Origin of the sequence: Nonomuraea sp. NPDC049646 (assembly GCF_044465525.1) — a bacterium.
Lineage (GTDB): Bacteria > Actinomycetota > Actinomycetes > Streptosporangiales > Streptosporangiaceae > Nonomuraea.
The window spans coordinates 37735-64462 of sequence record NZ_JBITLU010000011.1; the positions used below are offsets into that span (position 1 = coordinate 37735).

At 72.3% G+C, this 26728-nt stretch carries 28 protein-coding genes and 1 pseudogene; 13 read left to right on the forward strand and 16 right to left on the reverse strand.

Annotated features, from left to right (window positions below):
- Position 1 precedes the first annotated feature (1 nt).
- From ACIBQ8_RS30625 to ACIBQ8_RS30645, 5 genes are all read right to left on the reverse strand, one after another.
- Positions 2-838, reverse strand: coding sequence for a potassium-transporting ATPase subunit C (locus tag ACIBQ8_RS30625; protein WP_397171902.1), 837 nt, complete (start codon positions 836-838; stop codon positions 2-4).
- Positions 839-2944 (reverse strand): potassium-transporting ATPase subunit KdpB, encoded by a 2106-nt coding sequence (kdpB, locus tag ACIBQ8_RS30630; protein WP_397193577.1) that lies wholly within the window; start codon positions 2942-2944, stop codon positions 839-841.
- 1 nt (position 2945) lies between these two features.
- Entirely contained in the window at positions 2946-4607 is a 1662-nt protein-coding gene (gene kdpA, locus ACIBQ8_RS30635; RefSeq protein ID WP_397193578.1) for a potassium-transporting ATPase subunit KdpA, read from the reverse strand.
- Positions 4607-4696: a K(+)-transporting ATPase subunit F gene (gene kdpF, locus ACIBQ8_RS30640; protein ID WP_357972546.1), complete on the reverse strand. Its 90-nt coding sequence runs from the start codon at positions 4694-4696 to the stop codon at positions 4607-4609. The genes kdpA and kdpF overlap by 1 nt, the downstream gene beginning before the upstream one ends.
- 268 nt (positions 4697-4964) lie before the next feature.
- Complete coding sequence (locus ACIBQ8_RS30645) at positions 4965-5627, reverse strand: helix-turn-helix domain-containing protein (protein ID WP_397193579.1); 663 nt, start codon at positions 5625-5627, stop codon at positions 4965-4967.
- Positions 5628-5788: 161 nt separating this feature from the next.
- On the opposite strand from ACIBQ8_RS30645, the gene ACIBQ8_RS30650 reads away from it, so the two are divergent.
- Together ACIBQ8_RS30650 and ACIBQ8_RS30655 are read left to right on the forward strand one after the other, a co-directional pair.
- Entirely contained in the window at positions 5789-6715 is a 927-nt protein-coding gene (locus ACIBQ8_RS30650) for an ATP-binding cassette domain-containing protein (protein WP_397193580.1), read from the forward strand.
- Entirely contained in the window at positions 6712-7470 is a 759-nt protein-coding gene (locus tag ACIBQ8_RS30655; protein ID WP_397193581.1) for an ABC transporter permease, read from the forward strand. The genes ACIBQ8_RS30650 and ACIBQ8_RS30655 overlap by 4 nt, the downstream gene beginning before the upstream one ends.
- On the opposite strand, the gene ACIBQ8_RS30660 is transcribed toward ACIBQ8_RS30655, so the two are convergent.
- From ACIBQ8_RS30660 to ACIBQ8_RS30685, 6 genes are all read right to left on the reverse strand, one after another.
- Complete coding sequence (locus ACIBQ8_RS30660) at positions 7458-7796, reverse strand: DUF1048 domain-containing protein (protein ID WP_397171890.1); 339 nt, start codon at positions 7794-7796, stop codon at positions 7458-7460. The genes ACIBQ8_RS30655 and ACIBQ8_RS30660 overlap by 13 nt on opposite strands.
- Before the next feature lies 1 nt (position 7797).
- Complete coding sequence (locus ACIBQ8_RS30665) at positions 7798-8154, reverse strand: DUF1048 domain-containing protein (RefSeq protein WP_397171888.1); 357 nt, start codon at positions 8152-8154, stop codon at positions 7798-7800.
- Positions 8151-8477 carry a PadR family transcriptional regulator gene (locus tag ACIBQ8_RS30670; RefSeq protein WP_352356106.1) on the reverse strand — a complete coding sequence of 109 codons (327 nt, stop codon included), beginning with the start codon at positions 8475-8477 and terminating at the stop codon, positions 8151-8153. The genes ACIBQ8_RS30665 and ACIBQ8_RS30670 overlap by 4 nt, the downstream gene beginning before the upstream one ends.
- Positions 8478-8554: 77 nt before the next feature.
- On the reverse strand, positions 8555-9763 hold the full coding sequence (locus ACIBQ8_RS30675; RefSeq protein WP_397171885.1) for a cytochrome P450: 1209 nt from the start codon (positions 9761-9763) through the stop codon (positions 8555-8557).
- Between the two features lie 10 nt (positions 9764-9773).
- Entirely contained in the window at positions 9774-10535 is a 762-nt protein-coding gene (locus ACIBQ8_RS30680; protein ID WP_397193582.1) for an ABC transporter permease, read from the reverse strand.
- An 11-nt stretch (positions 10536-10546) separates the two neighbouring features.
- Positions 10547-11311 (reverse strand): ABC transporter ATP-binding protein, encoded by a 765-nt coding sequence (locus ACIBQ8_RS30685; RefSeq protein WP_397193583.1) that lies wholly within the window; start codon positions 11309-11311, stop codon positions 10547-10549.
- A gap of 367 nt (positions 11312-11678) precedes the next feature.
- Here ACIBQ8_RS30685 and ACIBQ8_RS30690 point away from each other — a divergent pair, with 367 nt between their 5' ends.
- Together ACIBQ8_RS30690 and ACIBQ8_RS30695 are read left to right on the forward strand one after the other, a co-directional pair.
- Entirely contained in the window at positions 11679-11927 is a 249-nt protein-coding gene (locus tag ACIBQ8_RS30690; protein ID WP_397171879.1) for a hypothetical protein, read from the forward strand.
- Between the two features lie 102 nt (positions 11928-12029).
- A complete protein-coding gene (locus tag ACIBQ8_RS30695; protein WP_397193584.1) occupies positions 12030-13469 on the forward strand; it encodes an LCP family protein in 1440 nt (479 codons plus the stop codon).
- A 1-nt stretch (position 13470) separates the two neighbouring features.
- Here the strand turns inward: ACIBQ8_RS30695 and ACIBQ8_RS30700 are convergent, their stop codons facing one another.
- Entirely contained in the window at positions 13471-14631 is a 1161-nt protein-coding gene (locus ACIBQ8_RS30700; protein WP_397193585.1) for a serine hydrolase domain-containing protein, read from the reverse strand.
- 149 nt (positions 14632-14780) lie between these two features.
- Here ACIBQ8_RS30700 and ACIBQ8_RS30705 point away from each other — a divergent pair.
- From ACIBQ8_RS30705 to ACIBQ8_RS30740, 8 genes and pseudogenes are all read left to right on the forward strand, one after another.
- Positions 14781-15053: pseudogene (locus tag ACIBQ8_RS30705) on the forward strand (response regulator transcription factor); the annotation flags it as partial.
- A gap of 43 nt (positions 15054-15096) precedes the next feature.
- A complete protein-coding gene (locus tag ACIBQ8_RS30710) occupies positions 15097-15726 on the forward strand; it encodes a TetR/AcrR family transcriptional regulator (protein WP_397193586.1) in 630 nt (209 codons plus the stop codon).
- Complete coding sequence (locus tag ACIBQ8_RS30715) at positions 15723-17306, forward strand: AMP-binding protein (protein ID WP_397193587.1); 1584 nt, start codon at positions 15723-15725, stop codon at positions 17304-17306. Before ACIBQ8_RS30710 ends, ACIBQ8_RS30715 begins: the two co-directional genes overlap by 4 nt.
- Positions 17303-18091: an enoyl-CoA hydratase/isomerase family protein gene (locus ACIBQ8_RS30720; protein ID WP_397193588.1), complete on the forward strand. Its 789-nt coding sequence runs from the start codon at positions 17303-17305 to the stop codon at positions 18089-18091. Before ACIBQ8_RS30715 ends, ACIBQ8_RS30720 begins: the two co-directional genes overlap by 4 nt.
- Positions 18092-18285: 194 nt before the next feature.
- Positions 18286-19617, forward strand: a complete 1332-nt coding sequence (locus ACIBQ8_RS30725; RefSeq protein ID WP_397193589.1) for an amino acid permease — start codon at positions 18286-18288, stop codon at positions 19615-19617.
- Positions 19618-19956: 339 nt separating this feature from the next.
- The gene (locus ACIBQ8_RS30730) at positions 19957-20172 is read left to right on the forward strand and encodes a hypothetical protein (RefSeq protein ID WP_397193590.1); all 216 of its coding nucleotides are present in this window, start codon (positions 19957-19959) and stop codon (positions 20170-20172) included.
- Entirely contained in the window at positions 20172-20513 is a 342-nt protein-coding gene (locus ACIBQ8_RS30735) for an ArsR/SmtB family transcription factor (protein WP_397171867.1), read from the forward strand. Before ACIBQ8_RS30730 ends, ACIBQ8_RS30735 begins: the two co-directional genes overlap by 1 nt.
- Positions 20510-22204 carry a SulP family inorganic anion transporter gene (locus ACIBQ8_RS30740; protein ID WP_397171865.1) on the forward strand — a complete coding sequence of 565 codons (1695 nt, stop codon included), beginning with the start codon at positions 20510-20512 and terminating at the stop codon, positions 22202-22204. Before ACIBQ8_RS30735 ends, ACIBQ8_RS30740 begins: the two co-directional genes overlap by 4 nt.
- A gap of 39 nt (positions 22205-22243) precedes the next feature.
- On the opposite strand, the gene ACIBQ8_RS30745 is transcribed toward ACIBQ8_RS30740, so the two are convergent.
- Both ACIBQ8_RS30745 and ACIBQ8_RS30750 read right to left on the reverse strand, forming a co-directional pair.
- Entirely contained in the window at positions 22244-22630 is a 387-nt protein-coding gene (locus ACIBQ8_RS30745) for a hypothetical protein (RefSeq protein ID WP_397171863.1), read from the reverse strand.
- Positions 22631-22976: 346 nt separating this feature from the next.
- On the reverse strand, positions 22977-23924 hold the full coding sequence (locus ACIBQ8_RS30750; RefSeq protein ID WP_397193591.1) for a helix-turn-helix transcriptional regulator: 948 nt from the start codon (positions 23922-23924) through the stop codon (positions 22977-22979).
- An 82-nt stretch (positions 23925-24006) separates the two neighbouring features.
- On the opposite strand from ACIBQ8_RS30750, the gene ACIBQ8_RS30755 reads away from it, so the two are divergent.
- Positions 24007-24714, forward strand: coding sequence for an alpha/beta fold hydrolase (locus ACIBQ8_RS30755; protein ID WP_397171860.1), 708 nt, complete (start codon positions 24007-24009; stop codon positions 24712-24714).
- A gap of 28 nt (positions 24715-24742) precedes the next feature.
- Here the strand turns inward: ACIBQ8_RS30755 and ACIBQ8_RS30760 are convergent, their stop codons facing one another.
- Positions 24743-25429, reverse strand: coding sequence for a response regulator (locus ACIBQ8_RS30760; protein ID WP_397171858.1), 687 nt, complete (start codon positions 25427-25429; stop codon positions 24743-24745).
- Positions 25430-25446: 17 nt separating this feature from the next.
- Positions 25447-26676: a histidine kinase gene (locus tag ACIBQ8_RS30765; protein ID WP_397193592.1), complete on the reverse strand. Its 1230-nt coding sequence runs from the start codon at positions 26674-26676 to the stop codon at positions 25447-25449.
- Positions 26677-26728 lie beyond the last annotated feature (52 nt).

Below are 26728 nucleotides of genomic sequence, written 5' to 3' on the forward strand. Positions count from 1 at the left end.
GTCACTTCCCGTCGAGGGCGAGGTTGAGGTCGAGCACGTTGACCGCCGGTTCGCCCATGAAGCCGAGCGCCCGTCCGGTGGTGTGCCGCTGGATGAGCCGGTCGACCTCGGCCCGGTCCAGGCCGCGTTCCTTGGCGACGCGAGGGGCCTGGAGCTCGGCGTAGGCGACGGAGATGTGCGGGTCGAGCCCGGAGCCGCTGGCCGTGACCGCGTCGGCGGGCACGGCGGGGGCCCCGGCGGTCCCGCGCACGGGGACGGTCCGCCCGGCCGCGTAGTCCTCGCCCGGCTTGCCGCATTCCACCTTCCTGCCCTGGTAGGTGGGGATGAACGGAGTGGCCGGGCACGCCTGGTTGACGCTGACGGCCCGGTCGGGGAAGACCTTCAGCACCGCGCCGACGCCGTCCGGGGTGCAGTACGGGCGGGCGCCGCTGACGCCCTCCAGCTCGCCGGCCGCCCTGGAACGGGCGCAGACCTGGGTGAGCAGCGACTGCCGGCCCTCCTCACCGGCGACCGGCAGCGTGTCCACGACGTCCTCGGGGCCGAGGTTGCTCGCGCCGGACGAGGTCGGGTCGTAGCCGTCGCCCGCCGCCGACGGACGGGACTGGAAGTACTTCCTGACCGGGTTGCCGTCGGCGTCGGTGAAGGACTGGCCGATGAGCGAGCTGCCCACGGCCCTGCCGTCCTTCTCGACGAGCGAGCCGTTGGCGTGCCCGTGGAACAGGGCCTGGGCGACGCCGGTGGTGACCAGCGGGTAGACGATGCCGAGCAGCGCGGTCAGGACGGCGACGGCGCGCAGGGCGGCGAGGTGCTGGCGGACCCAGCTTGGCAGGCGTTCCATTTATGACATCCCCGGAAGGAACTGGATCAGCAGGTCGATGAGCTTGATGCCGATGAAGGGGGCGACGATGCCGCCCAGGCCGTAGACGTACAGGTTGCGCGAGAGCAGCTTGGACGCGCTGGAAGGCCGGTAGCGCACCCCGCGCAGCGCCAGCGGGATCAGCGCGACGATGACCAGCGCGTTGAAGATCACCGCGGCCAGGATCGCGGACTGGGGGCTGGACAGGCGCATGACGTTGAGCGCGTCCAGGCCCGGGTAGACCGCGGCGAACATGGCCGGGATGATCGCGAAGTACTTCGCGATGTCGTTGGCGATCGAGAACGTGGTCAGCGCGCCCCTGGTGATCAGCAACTGCTTGCCGATCTCGACGATCTCGATGAGCTTGGTCGGGTTGGAGTCCAGGTCGACCATGTTCCCGGCCTCCTTGGCGGCCGAGGTGCCGGTGTTCATGGCCACGCCGACGTCCGACTGGGCCAGGGCGGGGGCGTCGTTGGTGCCGTCGCCGGTCATCGCGACCAGCCGGCCGCCCTCCTGCTCCTTCCTGATCAGGGCGAGCTTGTCCTCGGGGGTGGCCTCGGCCAGGAAGTCGTCCACGCCGGCCTCGTCGGCGATGGCCTTGGCGGTGAGCGGGTTGTCGCCGGTGATCATGACGGTGCGGATGCCCATGCGGCGCATCTCGTCGAAGCGTTCGCGCATGCCCTGCTTGACGACGTCCTTGAGGTGGATGACGCCGAGCACGCGGCCCCGCTCGGCCACCACCAGCGGGGTGCCGCCGGAGGCGGAGATGCCGTCCACGATGTGGCCGACGTCGTCGGTGGGGTGGCCGCCGTTGTCGCGCACCCACTTCATGACCGCGGTGGCCGCGCCCTTGCGGACCTCGCGGCCGTCCAGGTCCACGCCGGACATGCGGGTCTGGGCGGTGAACTGCACCCATTCGGCGCCGTGGATCTCGCGTTCGCGCAGGCCGTACCGCTCCTTGGCGAACACCACGATCGAGCGGCCCTCGGGGGTCTCGTCGGCGAGGCTGGACAGCTGCGCGGCCTCGGCCAGCTCGGCCTCGGTGATCCCGTCCACCGGGACGAACTCGGCCGCCTGCCGGTTGCCCAGCGTGATCGTGCCGGTCTTGTCCAGCAGCAGCGTGGACACGTCGCCGGCCGCCTCGACCGCGCGTCCGGACATCGCCAGGACGTTGCGCTGGACGAGGCGGTCCATGCCGGCGATGCCGATGGCCGACAGCAGCGCCCCGATCGTGGTGGGGATCAGGCAGACCAGCAGCGAGACCAGCACGATGCCGGTGACGCCGTCGGCGTTCAGCGCGAGCGAGTCCGGCACGCCGGGGTTGATGGACTTCGAGTAGATGGCCAGCGGCTGCATGGTGACGGTGGCGACCAGGAAGACGATCGTCAGGGCGGCCAGCAGGATGTTGAGCGCGATCTCGTTGGGCGTCTTCTGCCGGTTCGCGCCCTCGACCAGGGCGATCATGCGGTCGACGAAGCTCTCGCCGGGCTTCTGGGTGATCCTGACGACGATCCGGTCGGACAGCACCTTCGTGCCGCCGGTCACCGCCGAGCGGTCGCCGCCGGACTCGCGGATGACGGGGGCGGACTCGCCGGTGATGGCCGACTCGTCCACCGAGGCGATGCCCTCGACCACGTCGCCGTCGCCGGGGATGACCTCGCCGGCCTCTACCACCACCAGGTCGCCCTGCCGCAGCTCGGGCGCGCCGACCGTGTCCCACCCGCCCTCGGCGTCGCCGCGCAGGCGGCGGGCCCGGGTGTCGGTCTTGGCCTTGCGCAGCGTCGCCGCCTGCGCCTTGCCGCGCCCTTCCGCGACGGCCTCGGCCAGATTGGCGAACACGACGGTCAGCCACAGCCACACGACGGTCGCCCAGGCGAAGAACGACGGATCGACGATCGCCAGGACGGTGGTGAACACCGCGCCGACCTCGACGATCAGCATGACGGGGTTGCGCCACAGCGTGGCCGGGTTCAGCTTCCTGACCGCGTCGGGAAGGGACCTGACGAGCTGCCGGGGATCCAGCAGGCCGCCGCCCACGCGGCCGTCCCGCCGCGCGGAAGAGGGTTTGTCCAGTACGGGGGTTGACATGTCAGGACAGTCCTTCTGCGATCGGGCCGAGCGCGAGTGCCGGGAGGAAGGTGAGGGCGACCAGGATGATCGTCACGCCGACGACCAGGCCGACGAACTGCGGCCGGTGCGTCGGCAGCGTGCCGGCGCCCTCGGGGACGGGCGACTGCGCCGCCAGCGAACCGGCCAGCGCCAGCACCAGGATGATCGGCAGGAAGCGGCCGAAGGCCATGCACAGGCCGAGCGCCACGTCGTACCAGGGGGTGTTGACGGTCAGGCCGGCGAAGGCGGAGCCGTTGTTGTTGGAGGCGCTGGTGAAGGCGTAGAGCACCTCCGACAGGCCGTGCGGGCCGCCGTTCAGCATGGCCGCGCGCTGCTGCGCCGAGCCCATCGCGCAGGCCGTGCCGACCAGCACCAGGGCCGGGGTGACCAGGAAGTACAGGGAGGCGAGCTTGATCTCGCGGGCGCCGATGCGCTTGCCCAGGTACTCGGGGGTGCGGCCGACCATCAGGCCCGCCACGAACACCGTGATCACGGCGAGGATCAGCATGCCGTACAGGCCCGAGCCGACGCCGCCGGGCGCGACCTCGCCGAGCATCATGTTGACCATCGTCATCATGCCGCCGAACGGCGTGTAGGAGTCGTGGAAGGAGTTCACCGCCCCGGTGCTCGTCAGGGTGGTCGAGGCGGCGAACGTGGCCGAGTTCGACACGCCGAAGCGCAGCTCCTTGCCCTCCATCGCCGCGCCCACCGCCTGCGGCACGGTCGCGTTCCCCGACAGCTCGAAGACGTTGGTGAGCAGGACGCTCGCCAGGGCCGGCAGGCCCATCACCGCGAGGATCGCGTACCCCTGCCGGACCTGGCCGACCAGCCGGCCGAAGGTGCGGGTGAGCGAGAACGGGATCACCAGGATCAGGAAGATCTCGAACCAGTTCGTCCAGCTCGCCGCGTTCTCGAACGGGTGGGCGGAGTTGGCGTTGGAGAAGCCGCCGCCGTTGGTGCCCAGTTCCTTGATGACCTCCTGCGAGGCGACCGGGCCGCCGGTGATGCCCTGCGTGCCGCCGGTCAGCGTGGTCACCTCGTGCACGCCCGAGAGGTTCTGCACCAGGCCGCCCGCCACCAGCACCAGCGCGCCGGCGAAGGCGATCGGCAGCAGGATGCGCAGCGTGCCGCGGACCAGGTCCACCCAGAAGTTGCCGATCGTGCCGGCCTTGCGGCGGGCGAACCCGCGCACCAGCGCGACCGCGACCGCCATGCCGACGGCCGCCGAGACGAAGTTCTGCACGGCCAGCGCGGCCATCTGGGTCAGGTGGCCCATCGTGGACTCGCCCGAATAGGCCTGCCAGTTGGTGTTGGTGACGAAGCTGATCGCGGTGTTCCAGGCGATGTGGTCGGTGACCGGCTCCATGCCCAGGCTCAGCGGCAGCTTGTCCTGCAGGCGCTGGAGGCCGTACACCACCAGGACCGAGATCACCGAGAAGGCCAGCACGCTGCGGGCGTAGACGGGCCAGCTCTGCTCGGTGTCGGCCCGCACCCCGAGCAGGCGGTAGATCCCGCGCTCGACGGCGTTGTGCCGGGCCGTGGAGTAGACGCGGTACATGTAGTCGCCGAACGGCTTGTGCACCAGGGCCAGGGCGACGATCAGGGACGCGATGAAGATCATCCCTGCGACGGTCGTGCTCATCAGAACCGCTCCGGGAACAGCAGGGCGGCGACCATGAAGATCACCAGGCCGGCGACCACGATGAGACCGGTGGCGTTGACGGCGCTCACAGCCGCTCCACCGCCCTCACGACCAGCCCGAAGACCACGAAGATCGCGATCGTCAGGGCGACGAAGATGACGTCGGCCATCCCCACTCCTCAGTTCGATGATGAGACCACTGCCGCCCCTCGACGGGCGGCGCGCAGGTCCAGCAAACGCCGGAAAATGGGGTGTTTTGCCGTTCTTGACGGTTTCCATACGGCCGCGGCTCGAATCTTGACGGCCTCCCTACGCGGCCCGTGCCCCCGGTGGCAGCCGGGTCCGGGCCGCGCCCGGGTCACGGCAGGAGGTCGCGCCAGCGTTCGGCCGAGGCCAGGGCGTCCAGGCTGATCTTCTCCAGGAAGGCGCCGCCCCTGGCCAGCCGGCGACCCGCGGGCGTGTCGAGCCCGAGCGTCTGCCCCGCCGTCTTGGCGACCTCCGCCGCCGCGAGCGTCTGCCGCGCGCTGATCACCGTCGAGTGGTACCAGGCGTCGTCGTCGACCACGTAGACGTCGCGGCGTCGTTGCGGGTCGCGTTCGCGCCTGATCAGGCCCTGCTGGGTCAGGTAGCCCACCGCCGTGGAGATCGAGGCGGGGCTGACCTTCAGCCCGCGCGCCAGCTCGGCCGCGGTGAGCCGGCCGTCCGCGCTCAGCCACAGGCCGATGAGCACGCGCGCCACCATCTTGGGCAGGCCCATCGCGACCGCCAGCTCGACGGCTCCCTCCTCCGCCTCGAAGACCTCGCGGTCCCGGGCCTCGGCCGGACGCGCCGGGGCGCCGCGCCGCGCCCGCCGCGCCGTCGCCTGGTGCGCCCGCTCGGGACGGTAGTCGCCGGGGCCGCCGTTGCGGGCGACCTCGCGGCTGATCGTCGAGGTCGGCCGGTCGAGCCGCCTGGCGATCTCGGCGTAGGAGCGGCCTTCGGCGAGACCGGTCGCGATGCGCCTGCGGTCGTGCAGGGTCAACCTTCCTTCTGCCACGGCACCACTATTGCGTTCGCGTTCACACAATGCAACGTTTCATTGCATTCAGCCTCAGCGTCAACGTACCGAATTCACGCGTTCTACCTGCGCTTATGTAGTTCTGTTGATTGACGGAATTTCTGAAAGCAACGTAGCTTTCAATCATGTTGAACATCGTCTCGGTGGCGGGGCTGCGCAAGTCCTACGGCGCTCACCGCGTTCTGGACGGCATCGACCTGTCCATCCCCCAGGGCAGCGTCTTCGCGCTGCTCGGCCCCAACGGCGCGGGCAAGACCACCACGGTGCAGATCCTGTCCACCCTGATCAAGGCCGACGCCGGCGAGCTCCGGGTCGCCGGGCACGACCTGTCCAGGGAGCCCGACAAGGTGCGGGCCGCGATCGGCGTCACCGGCCAGTTCTCCGCGGTCGACGGCCTGCTCACCGGCGAGGAGAACCTGCGGCTCATGGCCGACCTGCTCCACCTCGGCCGCGCCGAGGGCCGCCGCCGAGCCGGCGAACTGCTGGAGCGCTTCGACCTCACCGGCGCCGCGGGCAAGCCCGCGGCCGCCTACTCGGGCGGCATGCGCCGCCGGCTCGACCTCGCCATGACCATGGTCGGCACGCCCAGGCTCATCTTCCTCGACGAACCCACCACGGGCCTGGACCCGCGCAGCCGCCGCACGATGTGGCAGATCGTCCGGGACCTCGTCCGGCAGGACGGCGTGACCATCTTCCTGACCACCCAGTACCTGGAGGAGGCCGACGAGCTCGCCGACCGCATCGCGCTGCTCAGCCAGGGCCGGCTGGTGGCCGAGGGCACTCCCGAAGAGCTCAAGCGCATGGTCCCCGGCGGGCACGTCGTCGTGCGCCTCGCCGACCTCGACGGCTACCGCAGGGCGGTCTCGCTGGTCGGGGCGAGCTCGCGCGACGAGGAGTCCCTCACGATGCAGATCCCCGGCACCGGCGTCGGCGCGTTACGCGAGCTCCTGGAACTGCTGGACGCGCACGCCGTCGCCGTCGCCGAACTGTCGACGCACACGCCCGGCCTGGACGACGTCTTCCTGGCCCTGACCGAGGAGCCCGCACGATGAGAGCCGTCACCGACTCGGCGACGATGTTGCGCCGCCAGATCAGGCACATGTGGCGTTACCCCACGCTGATCCTCACCTACGCGGGCGTCCCGGTGGTGTTCCTGCTGCTGTTCGTCTACGTCCTGGGCGGCATCATGGGCGCCGGGATCGGCGGCGACCGCGCCGCGTACGTCGCCTACGTCACGCCCGGCATCCTGATCATGACGATCGCCAGCGCCGCGCAGGGCACCGCGATCGCGGTGGCGATGGACATGACCGAGGGCATCGTCGCCAGGTTCAAGATCATGGCCATCGCCCGCGTCTCGGTCCTGACCGGGCACGTGCTCGGCGCGCTCGTGCAGAACTTCACCGCGATCGCGGCCGTCATGCTGACGGCCCTGCTGATCGGCTTCCGCCCCGCCGCCTCCGTGCTGGGCTGGCTGGGGGTGGTGGGCGTGCTGGCCATGTTCACCTTCGCCATCACCTGGCTGTCGGCCGCGCTGGGCATGGTCACCAGGAACGTGGCCACGGCCAGCAACCTGCCGATGCCGCTGATGCTGCTGCCGTTCCTGGGCAGCGGCGTGGTGCCGCCGGAGTCGATGCCGGGCCCGTTGCGCTGGTTCGCCGAGCACCAGCCGTTCACGCCGGTCATCGAGACCCTGCGCGCGCTGCTGGCCGGGCGGCCGGCGGGGCCCGGCCTCGCGGCGGCGGCACTCTGGAGCGCGGTCATCGCGTTGGGCGGGTACCTGTGGGCCCGCCGGCTCTACAACCGGTGAGGTTTCCCGGTGGGGCCGGTCTTCCCGCTGACGGACTCCTGGTAGAGGTCGGCGTAGGTGCGGGAGTCCTTGATCAGGCCGTCGGCGAAGGCGGCGACGTCCGCGCCGATGAGTTCCATGACTCCCTTGCCGGCCGCGACGCCCTCCTCGAAGAAGTCGACGATCCCCGGCAGCAGGGAACCGTCGGTCAGCCCGACCGGCCCCACCTTGAAGTAGTACCGCTGCATCTCCTTGTAGACGATCTGGTAGTCGGGCGGCAGCGCCTTGACCCGCGCCAGGTGCGCCCGCCACTGCTTCTTGCCCTCGATGATGTCCTGGATGCCCATGTCAGCCTCCCAGCCGGCCCAGCTTCTTGGCGACGTTCCTGTTCAACTGCTCGCGCCAGCGGTCGCGGAAGCTGCGGCCCCCTGACTCGCCGGCCAGGGCCGCGCAGAATCCCGGGATGTCGTCGCCCAGCACCTCGTGGACGTTCTGCCCGTCGGCCGCCGTCTCCTCCAGCAGCCCCAGGACGCCGTCGAAGATCGGCATCAGGTTCCGGCCGGTGAAGTCGGAGTAGTGGAAGAGCTGACCCTTGATCTGGTCCCAGGCCGCCCGGTGGTCGGCCGGCAGCGCCGCGGCCCGGGCTTCGAACGCCTTGTAGTCCCTGCTGAGATCGCTGCCGGTGATGGTCTCCCAGAAGCTCATTTCCCGCCCTCCTTGAGCTTGTCGATCCGGGATGTGATGTACGCCCATTTCGCCCAGAACGTCGCTAGTTCCGCGCGTCCCGCGTCGTTGAGCGCGTAGAACTTGCGCGGCGGGCCCTGTTCGGACGGTCGTTTCGTCACCTGGACGAGCCCGTTCTTCTCCAGTCGCAGCAGGATGGTGTAGACCGTCCCCTCGACGACGTCGGCGAAGCCCAGGTCGTTCAGCCGGCGCGTGATGGCGTACCCGTAGGTCTCCTCGCTGCCGATGATCTCGAGCACGCAGCCCTCAAGCGTGCCCTTCAGCATCTCCGTCAGGTTGTCCATGGTGGCTCTTCTCCCGCCCCCTCCTGTGCTACTCGGTGCCACCGAGTACTGCTGTACGGTAACACCTGGTACCGGGGTCAGGCTTCCCAGGTGACGGGGAGGCTCTTGACGCCGTAGATGTCGGCGGACTCCGGTCGCAGGGCGACCTGGTCGGCCGGTACGGCCAGGCGCAGGGTGGGGAAGCGGCCGAGCAGCGCGGGGAAGGCGACGCGCATCTCGACGCGGGCGAGCTGCTGGCCCAGGCACTGGTGGATGCCGTGGCTGAAGGCCAGGTGGCCGCCGTCCTGCCGGCGCAGGTCGAGGGCGTGGGGGTCGGGGAAACGCTCGGGGTCGCGGTTGGCGGTGTTGAGGGACAGGATGACCATCGTGCCGGCCTTGACGGTCTGGCCGGCCAGCTCGACGTCCTCCAGGGCCACCCGGTAGAACTGCTTGGCGACCGACAGGTACCGCAGCAGCTCCTCGACGGCCTGGTCGGCGAGCGCGGGGTCGGCGCGCAGCGCGGCGAGCTGGTCGGGGTTCTGCAGCAGGGCGAAGGTGCCGAGGGCCAGCATGTTGGCGGTGGTGTCGAACCCGGCCGACAGCAGGATCAGGGCCATGCCCTGCAGCTCCTCGTCGGTCAGGTCGCTGTCGAGCAGGTCGCTGAGCACGTCGTCGGTCGGGTGGGCGCGCTTGGCGGCCACGAGCTCGGCCAGGTACTGCCGGGTGGCGAGGTAGGCGGCGATCAGTTCCTCGTCACCGGCCTCGCCGCCGAGGAACTTGTCGATGTTCTCCTGGAAGCGCCCCCGGTCCTCGTACGGCACGCCCAGCAGCTCGCAGATGACGATGGCGGGGATGGGCTTGGCGAACGCGGTCACCAGGTCGGCGGTGGGGCCGGCCTGCTCCATGGCGTCCAGGTGCTCTGCGGTGATCTGCTCGACGCGCTCGGTGAGCAGCCGCATCCGGCGGACGGTGAACCTGCCGACCAGCGGCTTGCGGTAGCGGCCGTGCTGCGGCTCGTCCATGAGCAGGAACTCGCCGGGCGGGGCCGGGGGCACCTCGATGTCGCCGTAGTCGATGGTCGGGTGGTGGCTCATGAGCTCCTTGCGGGAGCTGAAGCGGGGGTCGGCCAGGATCGAACGGGCCAGGTCGTAGCCGGTGACCAGCCAGCCCTGGTGTCCGTCGGCGAAGGGGAAGCGGCTGATGGGGCCGTGCTCGCGGGCCTCGACGAGCTCCTTCGGCGGGTCGAACGGGCAGCCGGGACGGCGTTCGGCGGGCATCGGCGTGACGGTGTGGAGAGAGTCGGTCATGAGCGTCCTCCTAGGAGATCTTGCGGCGGTAGGTGTTCATGGCGAAGACGTAGGCGACGACCAGGATGCCGACGCACCAGGCGAGGGCGATCCAGATGTCGTTGCCGGCGGGCTGCTCGGCGAACAGGGCGCGGACGGCGTTGACGATGGAGGTCACCGGCTGGTTCTCGGCGAAGACGCGCACCACGGTGGGCATGGTGTCGGTGGGCACGAACGCCGAGCTGAGGAACGGCAGGAAGATGAGCGGGTAGGAGAACGCGCTCGCGCCTTCCATGGTCTTGGCCGACAGGCCGGGGATGACGGCGATCCAGGTCAGCGCCAGGGTGAACAGGATCAGGATGCCCGCGACCGACAGCCAGGCCGACAGGCCCGCGCTCGATCGGAAGCCCATGAGCAGGGCGACGAGCATCACGACCACCAGCGAGACCAGGTTGGCCACCAGCGAGGTCAGCACGTGCGCCCACAACACCGACGAGCGCGCCGTCGGCATGGACTGGAACCGTTCGAAGATGCCGCCCTTCATGTCCATGAACAGCCGGTAGGCGGTGTAGGCGATGCCGGAGGCGACCGTGATGAGCAGGATGCCGGGCAGCATGTAGTTCACATACGAGTCCGACCCCGTTCTGATCGCGCCGCCGAACACGTAGACGAACATCAGCATCATGGCGATCGGCATGATCGCGGTCGTGACGATGGTGTCGGGGCTGCGGGAGATGTGACGCAGGGACCGTCCCAGCAGGACGGTGGTGTCGCCGAAGAAGTGCTTGCTCATCGTGGTGGTCCTTAGGCTTTCGTGCCGACGAGGGTGAGGAAGACGTCCTCCAGGGTCGGCTGCTTCTCGACGTACTCGACCTTGGCGGGCGGGAGGAGCTGCTTGAGCTCGGCGAGGGTGCCGTTGACGATGATCCGGCCCTCGTGCAGGATCGCGATCCGGTCCGCGAGCTGCTCGGCCTCGTCCAGGTACTGGGTGGTGAGCAGCACGGTGGTGCCCTGGGCGGCGAGGTCCTTGACGGCCTGCCACACCTCGATGCGCGCCTGGGGGTCGAGGCCGGTGGTCGGCTCGTCGAGGAAGATGACCGGCGGGTCGCCGATGAGGCTCATCGCGATGTCGAGGCGGCGGCGCATGCCGCCCGAGTAGGTCGCCGCCTTCCGGGCGCCCGCGTCGGTCAGCGAGAACCGTTCGAGCAGGTCGTCGGCGATCTTGCCGGGGTTCTTGAGGTGCCGCAGCCGGGCGACCAGCACGAGGTTCTCCCGCCCGCTGAGGATCTCGTCCACGGCGGCGAACTGGCCGGTGAGGCTGATGGACTCGCGCACCTGGGCGGCCTGCCCGGCGACGTCGAGGCCGTTGACCCTGGCCGTGCCGGCGTCGGCCTTGAGCAGCGTGGACAGGATCTTCACCAGCGTGGTCTTGCCCGCGCCGTTCGAGCCGAGCAGGGCGAAGATGCTGCCCCGCGCCACCTCGAAGTCCACGCCGCGCAGCACGTCGAGTTCCTTGTACGACTTCTCCAGGCCGTGCACCTGGATCGCCGGAGCTTGTTGTGTCGTCATCACTTGGCCCTGTCTTCTCTTCCGGGGGGTCTCGCCGTCGGCGCAGCTACTCAGTGGCGCTGACTACTGGCTACATAGTGGCACGAGGTACTAGTACCTAGCAACACCGAATAGTCGTGATCGTCGTGGTGGTCATGGCGTCCACCTTCGCGGGCCGCGCTGACACCGCGCCGACGCCGTGCTGACACGGCACAACCCTGTCCTGACGCCGTCAGGGGCGGCGGGATGAACCTTTCATCGCCCGCGGGACGTTCGCGCTGGTCGCCGGGGCCGGGCGAGGGCCGAGGTTGCGGTGCGGACGAGCGCTGTCGTGCAATTCACGGTGATCGCCATTCGCACAATCCGACCCTTGATGAAGGGAGAGCCGATGCGTCGCGGAATCACCGCCCTGGCGCTTGCCGCGGTCACCGCCCTGGCGCCCGTCCTGGCGAGCACGCCGGCGGAGGCCACGTCCACGCTCCAGGTCGTCTACACCGGCCTGCCGTACGACATCTGCGTCTCCTTCGGCCAGTCGGGCCAGCAGAACGGGCGCTGGCAGACCTGGTGGTGCAGCACGCACTATCCGCAGAGCTACCCGGGCTCCACCACCTACGACCTGTGGGCGTACGTGGACTGACGCCCTTCTTCCGCATAATCCGCCGGATAAGTTGCGTACGTGGGCAATCAGGCCCGAACCTATGATCTCGGGGGACGTACCACATAGAGATCATGAGGGCGGATGGGCACCAAACGGGGCGCGGGGGCAGCCATCGGCTGGACGGCGCTGTCGATCGTGATTCCGGGCGCGGCCCATCTGCGGGCCGGGTACCGCCTGCTCGGGCTGGCGCTGCTGGGGCTGTTCCTGGCCGCGGGCGTGGCGGTGGCCGTCGTGGTGGTCTCGGCGGGCGGCTGGGCCATGGCGACCCAGGCCGCCTGGGCCAAGGCGATCAGCGGTGGCGCCGTCGGCGTCGGCGTCGCGTGGGGGCTGCTGGTGGTCGCCTCCTACACCGTGCTGCGGCCGCGGCGGCGGCTGGTCTGGTCGGACGGCGTGGCGCTGCTGCTGGTCGCGGCCGTCGTGTCGCCGTTCGTGGTGGCCTCGCAGACGGTGTCGGAGGTCGACGCCACGCTGACCGACGTGTTCAACGCCCCCGAGCCCACGCCCATCAACCACGCCGACCCGTGGGCCGGCCGGACGAGGGTGAACATCCTGCTGCTCGGCGGCGACGGCGCGCGCGGCCGCAACGGGACGAGCATCCGCACCGACAGCATCAACGTCGCCAGCATCGACGTCAGGACCGGCGACACCGTGCTGTTCGCGCTGCCCAGGGAGATGGAGAACGCGCCCTTCCCCAGGGACAGCGTGATGGGCCGGCTGTTCCCGCCGCCCAAGGGCTTCTACATCGCGGGGGCAGGGCGGGAGTCGGAGGACCTGCTGAACGGCGTCTGGGCCTACGCCGACACCCATCCCACGCCGTTCCGCAACTCGCCCACCCGGGCCCCCGACGCCGTCAAGGACGCGGTCGGCGAGATCCTCGGCCTCAAGATCGACTACTACGTGCTGGTCAACATGTGGGGCGTGGCCCGGCTGATCGACGCGCTCGGCGGCGTGCGCATCCACGTCGAGCAGGACATCTGCTACGGCGTGGGCCGCAGCGACGGCGGCGTGATCAAGGCGGGCACCCGCCGGCTGAACGGCAACGACGCCCTCTGGTACGGCAGGGCCCGCGACCACGACGGCTCCAACTGCGCCGGAGGCGACAACCACACCCGGATGCGCCGCCAGCACTGCGTCATCTCCGCCATGCTCGACCAGCTCGACCCGGCCAACGTGCTGCTGAAGTTCAAGCAGCTGGCGGGCGCGGCCCGGCAGACGTTCCGCACCGACATCCCGCGCGGGCTGCTGCAGGACCTGGTGCCGCTGGCCGACAAGGTCAAGGGCGCCCGGGTGGGGACGTTGTCGATCGTCCCGCCGCGCTACAACCCGGCCTATCCGGACTTCCCGCGCATCCGGGCCGACGTCCGCAGGGCCATCGTCCGGTCGCACCGCGCGCCCGCCACCGTCGCCGCGGGCACGCCGTCCGCCGGGCCGTCGGGCACGCCGTCCGCCCGTCCCTCCGTCACGCCCACCAGGACGGCGATGGCGTCGTCGGGGAAGCTGGCCGACTCCTGCGTGGCCTGATCTACCGGCTCCCGCAGGGGCCGGTGGGCGCCTGGCCGAGGCTCACCCGCAGGGCGTTCTCGATGAACTCGCTGTTCTGCTTCTTGGACACCGTCTCCGACTGGGTGAGGGTGCCGGTCATCGCGAGCCGCTTGTCCGGCACGTAGATCTGGAACGCGCCGAAGAAGCCGCTGTGCCCGTAGACGGCTTCGCCGGTCGCGGTCAGCCGGGCGATGCCCAGCCCGTACGGCGATCCGGCCTTGACGCTCTGCGGGGTGCTGCGCAGCATCGTCCGCAGCGTCGCCGGGCTCTTGAAGAGCCTGCCCTCGAACAGGCCGCGCATGAACCGGTTGAGGTCGGCCCCGGTCGAGACCAGGCCGCCGCCGCCGAACGTGTCGAAGGTCGGGTTGTAGTCGTAGGTGTCGCGCTCGCCGAGGTAGTTGTGGGCGCGCGGGCCGCGGTGCGGCTCCCACCACTCCAGGTACGTGCGGTCCATCTTCAGCGGCTGGAGCAGCAGCGACCGGTACAGCCGGTGCAGCGGCTCGCGGCCGGCCCTCTCGATGACCATCCCGGCCAGGACGTAGCCCGTGTCGGAGTAGTGGTAGCCCTTGCCGGGAGCGAAGTAGGGCTTGCCCGACCGGAGCGCCCAGTCCACCAGTTCCATCGGTTTCCAGGTCTTGTCCGGATGGTCGAGCACGTACTGGAACCACTTCTCGTCCCCCACGTAGTCGTACAGGCCGGCGGTGTGGTCGAGGAGCTGCCGGACGGTGATCCGCGACCCGTACGGGATGCGCGCGACCAGCTTCCGGTCCAGGTATTCGCTGATGGGGGCGTCCAGGCGCAGGTCGCCGCGTTCGGTGAGGCGGAGCGCGAGGGCCGCGGTCATCGTCTTGGTGACGCTGGCCGTGCGGAAGGCGTCGGAGCTGCGCAGGGCGCGTCCGCCCAGCTCGTACGCGCCGGCAGCGCCGTCGAAGGCGCGGCCGGGGCCGGTCACGGTGAGGATCGCGCCGGGCACGGGCGGCGTGACGACGCCGTCCAGCAGGCAGCGGAGCTGCTCGTCCGTGGCGTCCGTGGCGTCCGTGGCGTTTCGGGTCGCGGTGGCGGGAACGTGCGCCGTCCGGGCGTGAGCCGGGACGGCGAGGCCGCCGCCGAGCACCACGCCGGCCAGGACGACGCCGAGCACGCAGGTTTTCCGGACGTGATGATGATTTTTTGACCGCATGGCCAGGATTTAATCCAGATGGTATGAGTGAGACAAGAGGTTCGCCCGGATCTTGCGGTTTCCCGCACCGAGGAGGTGCCGCCATGCCCGACCCCGGCTGGGACGAGTCCCTGCTGCCCCGGGAGCGCGAGGTGCTCGCCCTGATGGCCGAGGGCTGGTCCAACACCGGCATCGCCGAGCGGCTGTACGTGTCACTGAGCGCGGTGGAGAAGCACGTCACCGCGGTGTTCGCCAAGCTCGGCCTGCCCGCGTCGGCGGCCGGCAACCGCCGGGTGCTGGCGGTGCTGCACTACCTGGCGGCGACCGGCCGGCCCGGAGAACGACCCGGAGAACGGCCCGGAGAACGGCCCGGCGAGGGGTGGGGGAAACCGCACAGTCGGTGAGCGGGGCTTGCCGCACGCCGTCCGCCGGGCTTGAATCCTGGCCATGCGGTCAAAAATCGATCAGGACGGCCAGAAGAAGGCCTCGTTCATCGAGGAGGCCCGGCGGCGGCAGATCGTGGAGGGCGCCATCTCCACCATCGCCACCGCCGGGCTGCCCCAGGCGTCGCTGGCCCGGATCGCCCAGGACGTCGGCGTCAGCAGGGGCGTGATCTCCTACCACTTCGCCGGCCGGGACGAACTGATCCAGCAGGTCGTCAACGCCCTGTTCACCGAGACCAACCGGTTCATCAAGGCCCGGGTGGACCGGGCGCCGGACGCCCCGCACCGGCTGCGCGCCTTCATCGAGGCGAGCTTCGAGTTCATGGCGGCCAACCGCGCCAACTTCGTCGCGCTGGTGGACATCTGGGGCAGCTTCGGATCGCCCGAGGCCAAGCGCCGGTTCAACGCCGACATGTACGACCCGTGCCGCCACCACCTGGAGGGCATCCTGCGGCGCGGCCAGGACAGCGGAGACTTCCGCGACTTCTCGCCGCGCACGCTGGCCGTCACCGTCCAGGGGGCGATCGACGGCGTCATGCTCCAGTGGGTCTTCGACGAGGAGGCCGTCGACCTGGCCGACTGCGCCGCCGAGCTGGTCATGATGTTCGACATGGCCACCCGGCGGCGGGCGTGACGGCCGCGCCGCCGTCCGGCGGGGGAGCGGCCGGGCGGATCGCGGGCGGGCTCGGCGGGCTGCTCAGGGACCGGGCCGCCGCCCACGGCGACCGGGTGCTGTTCCGCTTCGAGGGCGTCGAGACCACCGTCGCCCAGGTGGAGCGGCGGACCGACCGGCTGGCGGGCGTGCTGGCCGCGCACGGCGTCCGCCGCGGCGACCGGGTCGCGGTGATGCTGGGCAACGGCGTCGGCTTCCCGGTCGCGTGGCTGGCGATCGCCAAGCTGGGCGCGGTGATCGTCCCGCTGAACCCCGGGTATCGCAGCGCCGACCTGGCCCACGTCGTCAAGGACTCCGCGCCGGTGCTGGCCCTGGCCGGCTCGGCCGCCGCGGCCGGGGCGCTGCTGGCGCTGGGCCTGGGCGAGGTCGGGCTGCTCGACCCCGCCGACGCCGGGCCCGCGCCCGGACCCGTCCCCGCGGGCGCCTTCGACGCGGGGGCCGAGACCGCCGCCGCGGCCGGTGCGTCCGGCCTGCCCGACGTCGGCTGGGACGACCTGCTCAACCTCCAGTACACCTCGGGCACCACCGGGTTCCCCAAGGGCTGCATGCTCACCCACCGCTACTGGCTCCACCTGGCCGAGCTGGCGGCCGACGTCGCCGCCGTCACCCCGGACGACGTGGACCTCACCGCCCAGCCGTTCTACTACATGGACCCGCAGTGGAACACGGTGCTGTGCCTGCTGACCGGCATCCCGCTGGTGATCCTGCCGCGCTTCTCCGCCTCCGGCTTCTGGCCGGCGGTGCGCGAGCACGGCGCCACCTTCTTCTACGTCCTCGGCACCATGCCGCTGCTGCTGCTCAAGCAGCCGCCCGACCCCGAACTGGACCGGGCCCACCGCGTCCGGCTCGTCCTGTGCTCGGGCATCGCGCCCGCCCGGCACGCCGCGATCGAGGAGCGCTGGGGCGCGCCCTGGCGGGAGGCGTACGGCAGCACCGAGGCCGGGGTCGTGCTGGCCGTCCGGCCGGAGGACACCGCGTGCGTCGGCACCGGCGCCATGGGACGGCCGGTCCCCGGCAAGGAGGTCAAGATCGTCCGGGAGGACGGATCCGACGCCGCGGACGGCGAGGTCGGCGAGATCATGGTCCGCGGCCGGCCGATGCTGACCGGCTACTGGAACCGGGACGAGCCGCTGCTGCGCGACGGCTGGTACCCCATGGGCGACCTCGGCCACCGGGACGCCCACGGCCACTACCACCTGGTCGGGCGGCTCAAGGAGATGATCCGGCGCGGCAGCGAGAACATCGCCGCCGCCGAGGTGGAGGCGGTGCTGACCGGCCACCCGGCCGTGCGCGCCGCCGCCGTGATCCCGGTGCCCGACGAGCTCCTGGGCGAGGAGGTCAAGGCGTTCGTGCAGCTCGCCGAGCCCGTCGAGCCGCACGAGCTGGTCGCCTACGTCAGGGAGCGGCTGGCCGACTTCAAGACGCCGCGGTTCGTGGAGTTCGTCGAGACGTTCCCGATGACGCCGTCCGAACGCGTCGCCAAGCACCTGCTGCCGCCCGGACGGGACGGCGCCTACGACGCCCGGGAGGGCAACCGATGAGCACCGATCTGCGGGTGCGCCGCACCGGCTCGGCCCTGGTGGTCGCCTTCGACCGGCCCGAGGTGCTGAACGCCTTCCGGCAGCGCACCTACGGCGAGCTGGTCGCCGTCCTGGACGAGGCCGCCCGCGACGACGCGGTGGGCGCGCTGGTGCTCACCGGCACCGGCCGCGCCTTCTCGGCCGGGACCGACCTGAAGGAGGCCGGCGCGCAGCTCGCCGCCGGGTCGGACGCCGACCTGGTCGAACGGACCGCCGCGCTCCAGGACCTCACCCGCCGCTTCACCACCCACCCCAAGGTGATCATCTCGGCGGTCAACGGGATCGCGGTCGGTGTCGGCGTGGAGCTGGCCATCGCCAGCGACCTGCGGCTGGCCGGGCACGCCGCCTCGTTCGCCTTCAAGGAGGTGCACCGCGGCCTGTTCCCGAGCAACGGCGTGCTCTACTCGCTGCCCCGCCTGATCGGCCACGGCCGCGCGGTGGACCTCCTGCTGACGGGCGAGACCGTCGGCGCCGCCGAGGCGTACCGCGCCGGGCTGGTCAGCAGGCTGGTCCCCGACGCCGACCTGCTCGACACGGCGCTGGAGCTGGCCGAACGCATCGCCGCCGCGGCGCCCACCCCGGTACGCCTGATCAAGCAGGCCATGCGGCAGGTCTGGGAGCTGGACCTGGAAGAGGTGCTCGACCTGGAGTCCGAAGGGCTGCTGGCCTGCCTGCGCGGCCAGGACGTGCGCGAAGGCGTCCGCTCCTTCGTCGAACGACGGCCCGCCGTCTACCGCGGCCACTGACGGCGGCCACTGACGGCGGCCACTGACAGCGGCCACTGACCGCCGCCACCCGTACCGCCCCCGCGATCAACCAGACCCCGGCCCGGCCATGGGCCGGGGTCCGACCTCCCCTATCCGAGAACAGCAGGGAGCCGAACGCCATGACCGGGCACGACAGCGGGGGATCGCTCCACCGCGGACTCAAACGACGTCACATGACCATGATCGGGCTCGGCGGCGTCATCAGCGCCGGCCTGTTCGTCAGCAGCGGCAAGGTGATCGCCGACACCGGCCCGGCGGCGCTGGTCGCCTACGCCCTGGGCGGCCTGATCGTCGTCCTGGTGATGCGGATGCTCGGCGAGATGGCCGCCGCCCGGCCCTCGGCGGGCTCGTTCGCCGACTACGCCCGTACCGCCCTCGGGCCGCGGGCCGGGTTCCTGGTGGGCTGGTGCTACTGGCTGTTCGCGATCGTCGCGGTCGCGTTCGAGGGCGTGGCGGGGGCCAAGCTGCTGCACTCGCTGTCCGGCGCCGTCCCCGTGCTGCCGACGGCCGTCGCGCTGCTGGTCGCGCTCACCGCGGCCAACCTGGTCTCGGTACGGCTGTTCGGCGAGACCGAGTTCTGGCTGGCCTCGGTCAAGGTCGTGGTGATCGTGGCGTTCCTCGCCGCCGGGGCGCTGTACGTCCTGGGGCTGTGGCCGTCCGGCGGCGGCGCCGGTCTCACCGCGCTGACCGGGCACGGCGGGTTCGCCCCCAAGGGCTGGGGAGCGGTCCTCACCGCGCTCGTCACCGTGCTGTTCTCCTACTTCGGGGCGGAGATCGTCACCATCGCCGCCGCCGAGTCGGCCGAACCGGCCAAGGAGGTCGCGCGGGCCACCCTGCGGGTGGTGTGGCGGGTGCTCATCTTCTACGTCGGCTCGGTGCTGGTCATCCTGGCGGTCGTGCCGTGGGACCGCGTCCCGTCCAACGGCGCGGACAGCCCGTTCGCCGCCGCCATCGCCGAGCTCGGCATACCCGGCGCGGCGACCCTGATGACCTGGGTGATCCTGGTCGCGGTCGTGTCGGTGATGAACGCCGCCCTGTACGCCGCCTCGCGCGTCCTGTGCGCGATGGCCGCCCGCGGCGACGCCCCGGCCGCGGCTGCGCGGGTACGGGCGTCCGGGGTGCCCGCGCCCGCGCTGCTCGGCGGCGGCGCGCTCGCGCTGGCCCTGATGGCCGGCGCGTTCGCGGTCGGCGACGACGCCTTCGACCTGCTGATCAACACCGCCGGGCTGCTGGTGCTGCTGCTCTACGTCTTCGTGGCGCTCAGCCAGCTCCGGCTGCGCCGGCGCATGGAGGCCGAGTCGCCCGAGCTGCTGCGGCTGCGCATGTGGGGGTTCCCGTGGCTGAGCCGCGTGGTGGTGGCGCTGCTGGTGCTGGCGTTCGCCGCCGTGGCCTCGTCCGCCGAGGCGCTGCCGGTGGTGGGGGCGGTCGCCGTGGCCGTCGGCGGCACACTGCTCGCCTACGAGATCAGATCCCGCCGCAAACGCCCCGCAGACGCGCTCGCCTGAGCAGCCGCCCGGCCACTGCCCCGACCGCTGGCTGAGCGGCCGCCCCGCCACTGGCCCGAGCACCGGCCCGGACACCGGCTCGGGCACCGGCCCGAGCGGGTGGGCACATGGCCGGTCGGGGGACCTCAGGGGCGTCGGCGCCGTCAGCCACCGCGGCCCGCGCCTCCTCGCTCGCGCTCGGCGATTCCGTAGGCGCGGGTCGGGCCGCCGCCGGACGGGCCAGCCTCGACAGCCGGATGACAAAGAGACGAGCCTGGTCTCAGGCATATCGCAGTTGCGAATTTTCGCAATTCGTATGACACTTATCCCGTCAGGACAGACGTGCAGACGGGAGACAGTGTGAGCGAGGCGTTCGCTGCGGCGATCCGGCGCCGGGTGGATGAGGCGGCCGGCGCGCTGCGCGCCGCCGAGCAGGACGGCGACGCCGACGCCGCGCTGGCCGCCGCCGGCGGGCTGGACGAGGTGCTGCGGATGGCCCGCGCACACGGCGTGGACACGGACGAAAGCCCCGCCGCAGCCCCAGGCCCGGCCCGCGGGGGAGAGGGGGCGCGCTGATGTCCGTCCCCCTGTACGAGGCCAAGGCCGAGCTGTTCCGGCTGCTCGGGCATCCGGTGCGGATCCGCGTCCTGGAGCTGCTCCAGGACGGCCCGATGCCGGTGCGCGACCTGCTGGCCGAGATCCAGGTGGAGCCGACCGGCCTGTCGCAACACCTGGCCGTGCTGCGCCGCTCGGAGCTGGTCACCGCCCGCCGCGACGGATCGACCGTCGTGTACGCGCTGTCCGGCGGCGACGTGGCGGAGCTGCTGCGCGCCGCCCGCCACCTGCTGCAGGCCAAGCTCTCCGGCCGGCACGCGCTGCTGAACGAGCTGCTTGAGTCGGAGGCCGGCGAACGGTGACCTCAGTGCTCCGGGCGGGCTGGGCCCGTCTGCGCCCCGTCCTGCCCGGCCGGGCCGATCTGGCCGCGTTCGGCCGTCATCCGCGCCGCGACCTGCTGGCCGGGCTGACGGTGGCCATCGTGGCGCTGCCGCTGGCGCTCGGCTTCGGCATCTCCAGCGGGCTGGGCGCGCAGGCGGGGCTGGCCACCGCGGTGGTGGCCGGCGCGCTGGCCGCCGTCTTCGGCGGCTCGGCCCTGCAGGTGTCCGGGCCGACCGGGGCGATGACGGTGGTGCTCGTCCCGATCATGCACGCGCACGGCGCCACCGGCGTGCTGACGGTGGGGCTGCTGGCCGGGCTGCTGCTGCTCGGCCTGGCCCTGGCCCGGGCGGGCCGGTTCATGATGCTGGTGCCCGCGCCGGTGGTGGAGGGGTTCACCCTGGGCATCGCCTGCGTGATCGGCATGCAGCAGGTGCCCGCCGCGCTCGGCGTGCCCACGCCTGCGGGTGACAAGGTGCTGGCCGTGGCCTGGCAGGCGGTACGCGACTTCGCCGCCCGTCCGAACTGGGCCGCCCTCGCCATGGCCGCGGCGGTCGCGGCGCTGATCCTGGTCGGCGGACGCCTGCGGCCCGCAGTGCCGTTCTCGCTGCTCGCCGTCGTAGCCGCCACCCTCGTCGCGGAGCTGGCGGGGCTGCCGGTGACGCGCATCGGCGCCCTGCCCGCGGGGCTGCCCGCCCCGTCCCTGGAGTTCCTGGACGTCGCCGCGCTGAGCTCCCTCGTCGCCCCCGCGTTCGCCGTGGCCGCGCTGGCCGCGCTGGAATCGTTGCTGTCGGCCGCCGTCGCCGACGGCATGAGCGTCAACCACCGGCACGACCCCGACCGCGAGCTGTTCGGCCAGGGCATCGCCAACCTGGTGGCCCCGCTGTTCGGCGGCGTCCCGGCCACCGGCGCGATCGCCCGCACCGCCGTCAACGTGCGCGCGGGCGCGTCCTCCCGGCTGGCCGCGCTCGCGCACGCCGCGATCCTCGGCGTCATCGTGTTCACCGCCGCCGGCCTGGTCGCCCGCATCCCGCTGGCGGCCCTGGCCGGGGTGCTGCTGGCCACCGCGGCGCGGATGGTCGAGGTCGGCTCGGTGACGTCGATGGTGCGCTCCACCCGGGCCGACGCCGTCGTCCTGGCCTCGACCGCGGTCGCGACTCTCGTTCTCGACCTGGTCACCGCCGTCATCCTCGGCCTGATCGTGGCCGGGGCGCTCGCGCTGCGCGCCATCGCCAGGAACGTGCGCCTGGACACCGTGCCCCTTCAGGCCGACCTGCCCGGCGACCACGACGCCGAGGAGCACGAGCTGCTGGCCGAGCACATCGTCGCCTACCGGCTGGACGGGCCGCTGTTCTTCGCCGCGGCGCACCGCTTCCTGCTGGAGCTGTCGGAGGTCGCCGACGTCTCGGTGGTGATCCTGCGCATGTCCCGCATCACCACGATCGACGCCAGCGGCGCCCTGGTCCTCGGCGACGCCATCACCCGCCTGGAACGACGCGGCATCACCGTGTACGTCTCCGGCATCCGGGACGGCCACCACCGCCCGCTGCGCGCCCTGGGCGCCATCGCCCGCCTGGACGAGGCCGGCCAGGTGTTCGCCTCGACCCCGGAGGCCATCACGGCGGCCCGCCGCCACCTCCACCGCACCGGCGTCCTCCCCGCCCCCATCGGCTGACCACCGACGACGGCGGGGCGGGCCGGTGTGGTGGCGCGATCAGTAGCAGTACCAGGAGAAGGCGTTGTGCTCGTCGTGGAAGGCGGCGTGGGACAGGCCCGCGCCGTGTTGCCAGCGGCACGCGTCGTGCATGTTGATGCCGTGCATGGTGCCGTCCACGCCGACGCAGCGCCAGCTCCAGACCGATTTCGGATTCTGGGCCACCGAATTGAGGTGGCCCAGGCTCTGGCAGTACGCGTGCAGCCGGTCCAGGCCCGGCTGGCCGGTCGCGGGGCCGGCTGCGGAGCCTGCTGCGGGGCCGGCCGCCTGGGCGGGTGACGCGGTGGTGGCGAGAGCGGCCAGGCCGAGCCCGGCGGCGAGTGCGGTGGCGGCGAGGGCCGCCGTGACCTTCCCGGTCCGGGGGCGCGGCGCGCTGGATGCGTTCACGGGTCTCTCCTTCGCTGGGGGCGGCCCGGTCGGCCGCCTCGCATCCCACGCAAGCGGCCGGGCCGGGGTGTCCAACAGCAGGTCGGACGGACCCGGACGGACTCGTCTGCACCCGCCCGGCCCGGCGCGCGACCAGGACCGCCGGGCCTGGCCGGCCGTGAGCGAGACGGCCGGCCGTACGGCGGAGAGGGCCGGCCGCGACGCCGGCGGCGAGCGGAGCACCCGCGCGGGCCCGAACCCCACGCCGAGCCCGGCGCCGGCCGTCTCGATCCCCGTCGTGTACGCCGAGCTGCGCGGCGGCAACCACGCCTTCGACCTGTACCACTCGGTCCGCTGGCGGCCGGGCTCACTCGGGAGTCCGGTCCAGCAGCCCCTGGGCCAGCCGGCGGACGGCCGTGCGCAGTTCCGGCGGCGACCGGATCGTGAACGGGAAGCCGAGCCCGGCCAGCATGGTGGCCATGCCGTCCAGGGACTCGGCGCGCATCCGCAGCAGCACTCCGTCCGGGGTCTCGGTGAGTTCGGCCACCGACGGCGGGACGCGACGGGCCGCCTCGGCGAGGGGCACGTCCAGGACGACCTCGACGAGGTGCGCGTACGGCACCCGGGCCAGCGAGGCGGTGACCTGCCGTACCGGGTCGGACTCCGCGGGGATCTCGTAGGAGGCCGTCCCGGGGACGACGGAGGAGATCCGGTCGAGGCGGAAGGTGCGCAGCTCGCCGGACAGGTGGTCGAGGCCGGTCACGTACCAGCGGCCGGAGTGGAAGACCAGGCCGTGGCCGTCCAGTTCGCGTTCGGTGGCGGAGCCCTTCCAGGAGCGGTAGCCCAGCGTGACCCGGCGGCGGTCGCGGATCGCGGCGGCCAGGGTCAGCACGGCCCGGCTCGCGGGCGTCCGCGCCGCGCGTGCGGCGAGGGTGAAGTCGAGGGTCTCCTCCAGCGCGCCGGCCTGCTGCCGCAGCGTGTCCGGCAGCACCCGCCGGATCTTGGCCAGGGCGGCCTCGGTGGCCTCGGCGGCCAGGCCCAGGCGGCGGCCGGCGAGCAGGCCGAGGACCACGGCGGTGGCCTCGTCGTCGGTGAGCATCAGCGGCGGCAGCTTGTAGCCGGGCATCAGCCGGTAGCCGCCGTACCGGCCGCGCTCGGCGGCGACGGGGATGCCCAGGTCGGCGAGCCGGGCGGCGTAACGGCGGACGGTCCGTTCGTCCACGCCGAGCCGCTGGGCGAGGTCGCGGCCGCCCAGCACGTGGTGGGCCTGGAGCAGTTCGAGCATCGCCAGCATCCGGGTCGCCGGATATGACACAGGTCACCCTCTTAATCCGGGCGGGTTCTGTCCGCTTGCGGCTTTAGCGTAGCGACATCGGCTCACTTGGAAGGACGACGAGATGGCGAACTACGTGCTGGTACCCGGATTCTGGCTGGGCGCCTGGGCCTGGGACGAGGTGGCCGACGAACTGCGCGCCGCCGGGCACCAGGTACGGGCGGTCACCCTGACGGGGGTGGCGGAGCGGGCCGGCGAGCTGTCACCGGAGGTCGGCGTGGAGACGCACGTCGCCGACATCCTGGCGGCGATGGACGGCTGGGACGACGTCGTCCTGGTCGGGCACAGCGGGGCGAACGTCCCGGTGACCGCGGTCGCCGACCGGCATCCCGAGCGGCTCAGCCGGGTCGTCTACGTGGACGCCGGGCCGCTGCCGTCCGGGGCGGCGGTGATCGACTTCAACGACGAGGACACCCAGAAGGCCTGGCGCGCCCAGGTCGGGGACGGCCACGCGCTCGACGTCCCCGCCTACGAGGAGGGAAAAGGCAAGTTCGCGGGCCTGACCGAGGAGCGCTGGGAGCAGATCCGCGCCAAGGCGACGCCCCAGCCGTGGGGCGCGGTCGTGCAGCCGGCGCGGCGGCCGGAGCGCATCCCGGCGACGCCGAAGACCATGGTCGCCTCGACCATGCCGGTGGCGGTGATCCGCGAGCTGATCGACTCGGGGAACCCGGCGTTCGCCGCGCTCGGCACGCCTGAGTGGACGTTCGCCGAGCTGCCGACCGGCCACTGGCCGATGTTCTCGCGGCCGGCCGAGCTCGCCGCGCTGCTCTGACGTCCGCGGCCCGCCGGGGAAGGCCGGGTCAGCGCGGCTGCCCGCGGACGGGGGCCTGCTCGGGCGGGCGCGGCGTGCCGTCCAGGTAGGCGAGCACGGCGCGGACGCGGCGGTGGCCGGAGTCGTCCGGCGCCAGGCCGAGCTTGGCGAAGACGTTGCCGATGTGCTTGTGGACGGCATTGTCGGAGATGCGCATGCGCTCGGCGATGGTGGCGTTGTCGTGCCCCTGAGCCATGAGGGCCAGGGACTCCCGCTCGCGGGCGGTGAGGGCGGCGAGGGGGTCGTCGGCGCGGCGGGCGAAGAGCTGGGTGACCACTTCCGGATCCATGGCGGTGCCGCCGGCCGCGACCCGCCGCAGGGCGTCGACGAACTCGGCCACCCGGCCGATGCGGTCCTTGAGCAGGTAGCCGATGCCGCCGCGGCCGTCGGCGAGCAGCTCGCCGGCGTACTCGCGCTCGACGTACTGCGAGAGCACCAGGATCGGCAGCGCGCCGTGCTCGCGGCGGGCCCGCAGCGCGGCGTGGATGCCCTCGTCGCGGAACGACGGCGGCAGCCGCACGTCGACGATGGCGATGTCGGGACGGTGCTCGGCGACGGCGCGCAGGAACGCCTCGCCGTCGCCGACGACCGCGGCGACCTCGCAGCCCCTGGCCGCCAGCAGCAGCTTCAGCCCGCCGGCCAGCAGGACGTTGTCCTCGGCGATCACGACCCGCAAGGGACCTCCTTCGACGATCACGATGCGCACGGCATCCGGACGGCGAGCGTGGTGGGGCCGCCCGGCGGGCTGTCGAGGCGGAGCGTGCCGTCGAGGGCGGCGACCCGCCGGCGGATGCCGGGGATCCCGGTGCCGCGCGCCTCGTCGGCGCCGCCCCGGCCGTCGTCGGTGACCTCGATGGACAGCACGTCGCCGGCGCGCTCGATCCGCAGGGACGCCCGCGTGGCGGCGGCGTGCTTGGTCACGTTCGTCAGCGCCTCGGCGATCACGTAGTAGGCCACCGTCTCCACGGACGGCGGCAGCGCGCCCAGGCCGGCGAGCTCGATGTGGACCGGCACGCTCGACCGGGCGGCCAGCGCCGTCAGCGCGCCGTCGAGCCCGCGGTCGGCGAGGATCGGCGGGTAGATCGTCTGGAGCACCGCGCGCAGCTCGGCCATCGCCTCCTCCGCCGTCTCGTGCGCCTCCTGGAGCAGCAGGGCGACCGTGTCCGGGTCGTCGGCGAGCGACTCGCGGGCCAGGCCCAGGTGCATGGCGATGGTCACCAGGCGGGCCTGCGTCCCGTCGTGCAGGTCGCGTTCGATGCGCTGGAGCTCAGCGCCATGGGCGTCGACCACGCCGACCCGGCTCCTGGTCAGCACGTCGACCCGCGCGGTGAGCCGCTCGCGGGCCGACGGCGCGAGCAGCGCCAGGGACAGCCGGGCGTGCAGCCGGGCCAGTGCGGGCAGCCCCCACCAGGCCGCCGCGCCGAGGACGACGATCTGGGCCGACCCCCCGCCCAGCGCGGTCGCCCAATCGTCGACGGCGACGTCGAAGAACGAGAACAGCGTGGGACGCGCCTCCGCCGGGAACGCCCGCCACGAGACCATCGCCACCGCGGCGACCACGATGTTGCCCAGGCACAGCAGGGCGGCCAGCCCGAACGGGAACCCGGTGACGACGTGCGCGAGCGCCCAGGCGAGATCCCGCCGCCCGCCCGGCACCCCGCCGCCCGGCACCCCGCCCGGCACCCCGTCGGACGGGACGCCGAGCAGCCGGCCGGCCCGCCGGCGGTGCCAGGCCGCCCAGCCCCGCCCCGCCGCCGGCGCGAGCAGCACCGGGAGCACGAGCGCCGTGGCCACGGCGGTGGCCAGCGTGCCCAGCAGGTAGGCCGAGCCGGACGACAGCCGGGAGACCGAGCCGGACGACAGCCGGGACCTCGGACCGGAGAACAGCCGGGAGATCGAGCCGGGGAAGGCGCGGTCACGCATGCGCACCTCCTCCTGACCTGCGTACCGGGGCACCAGTATCCCGTCGCCGTCC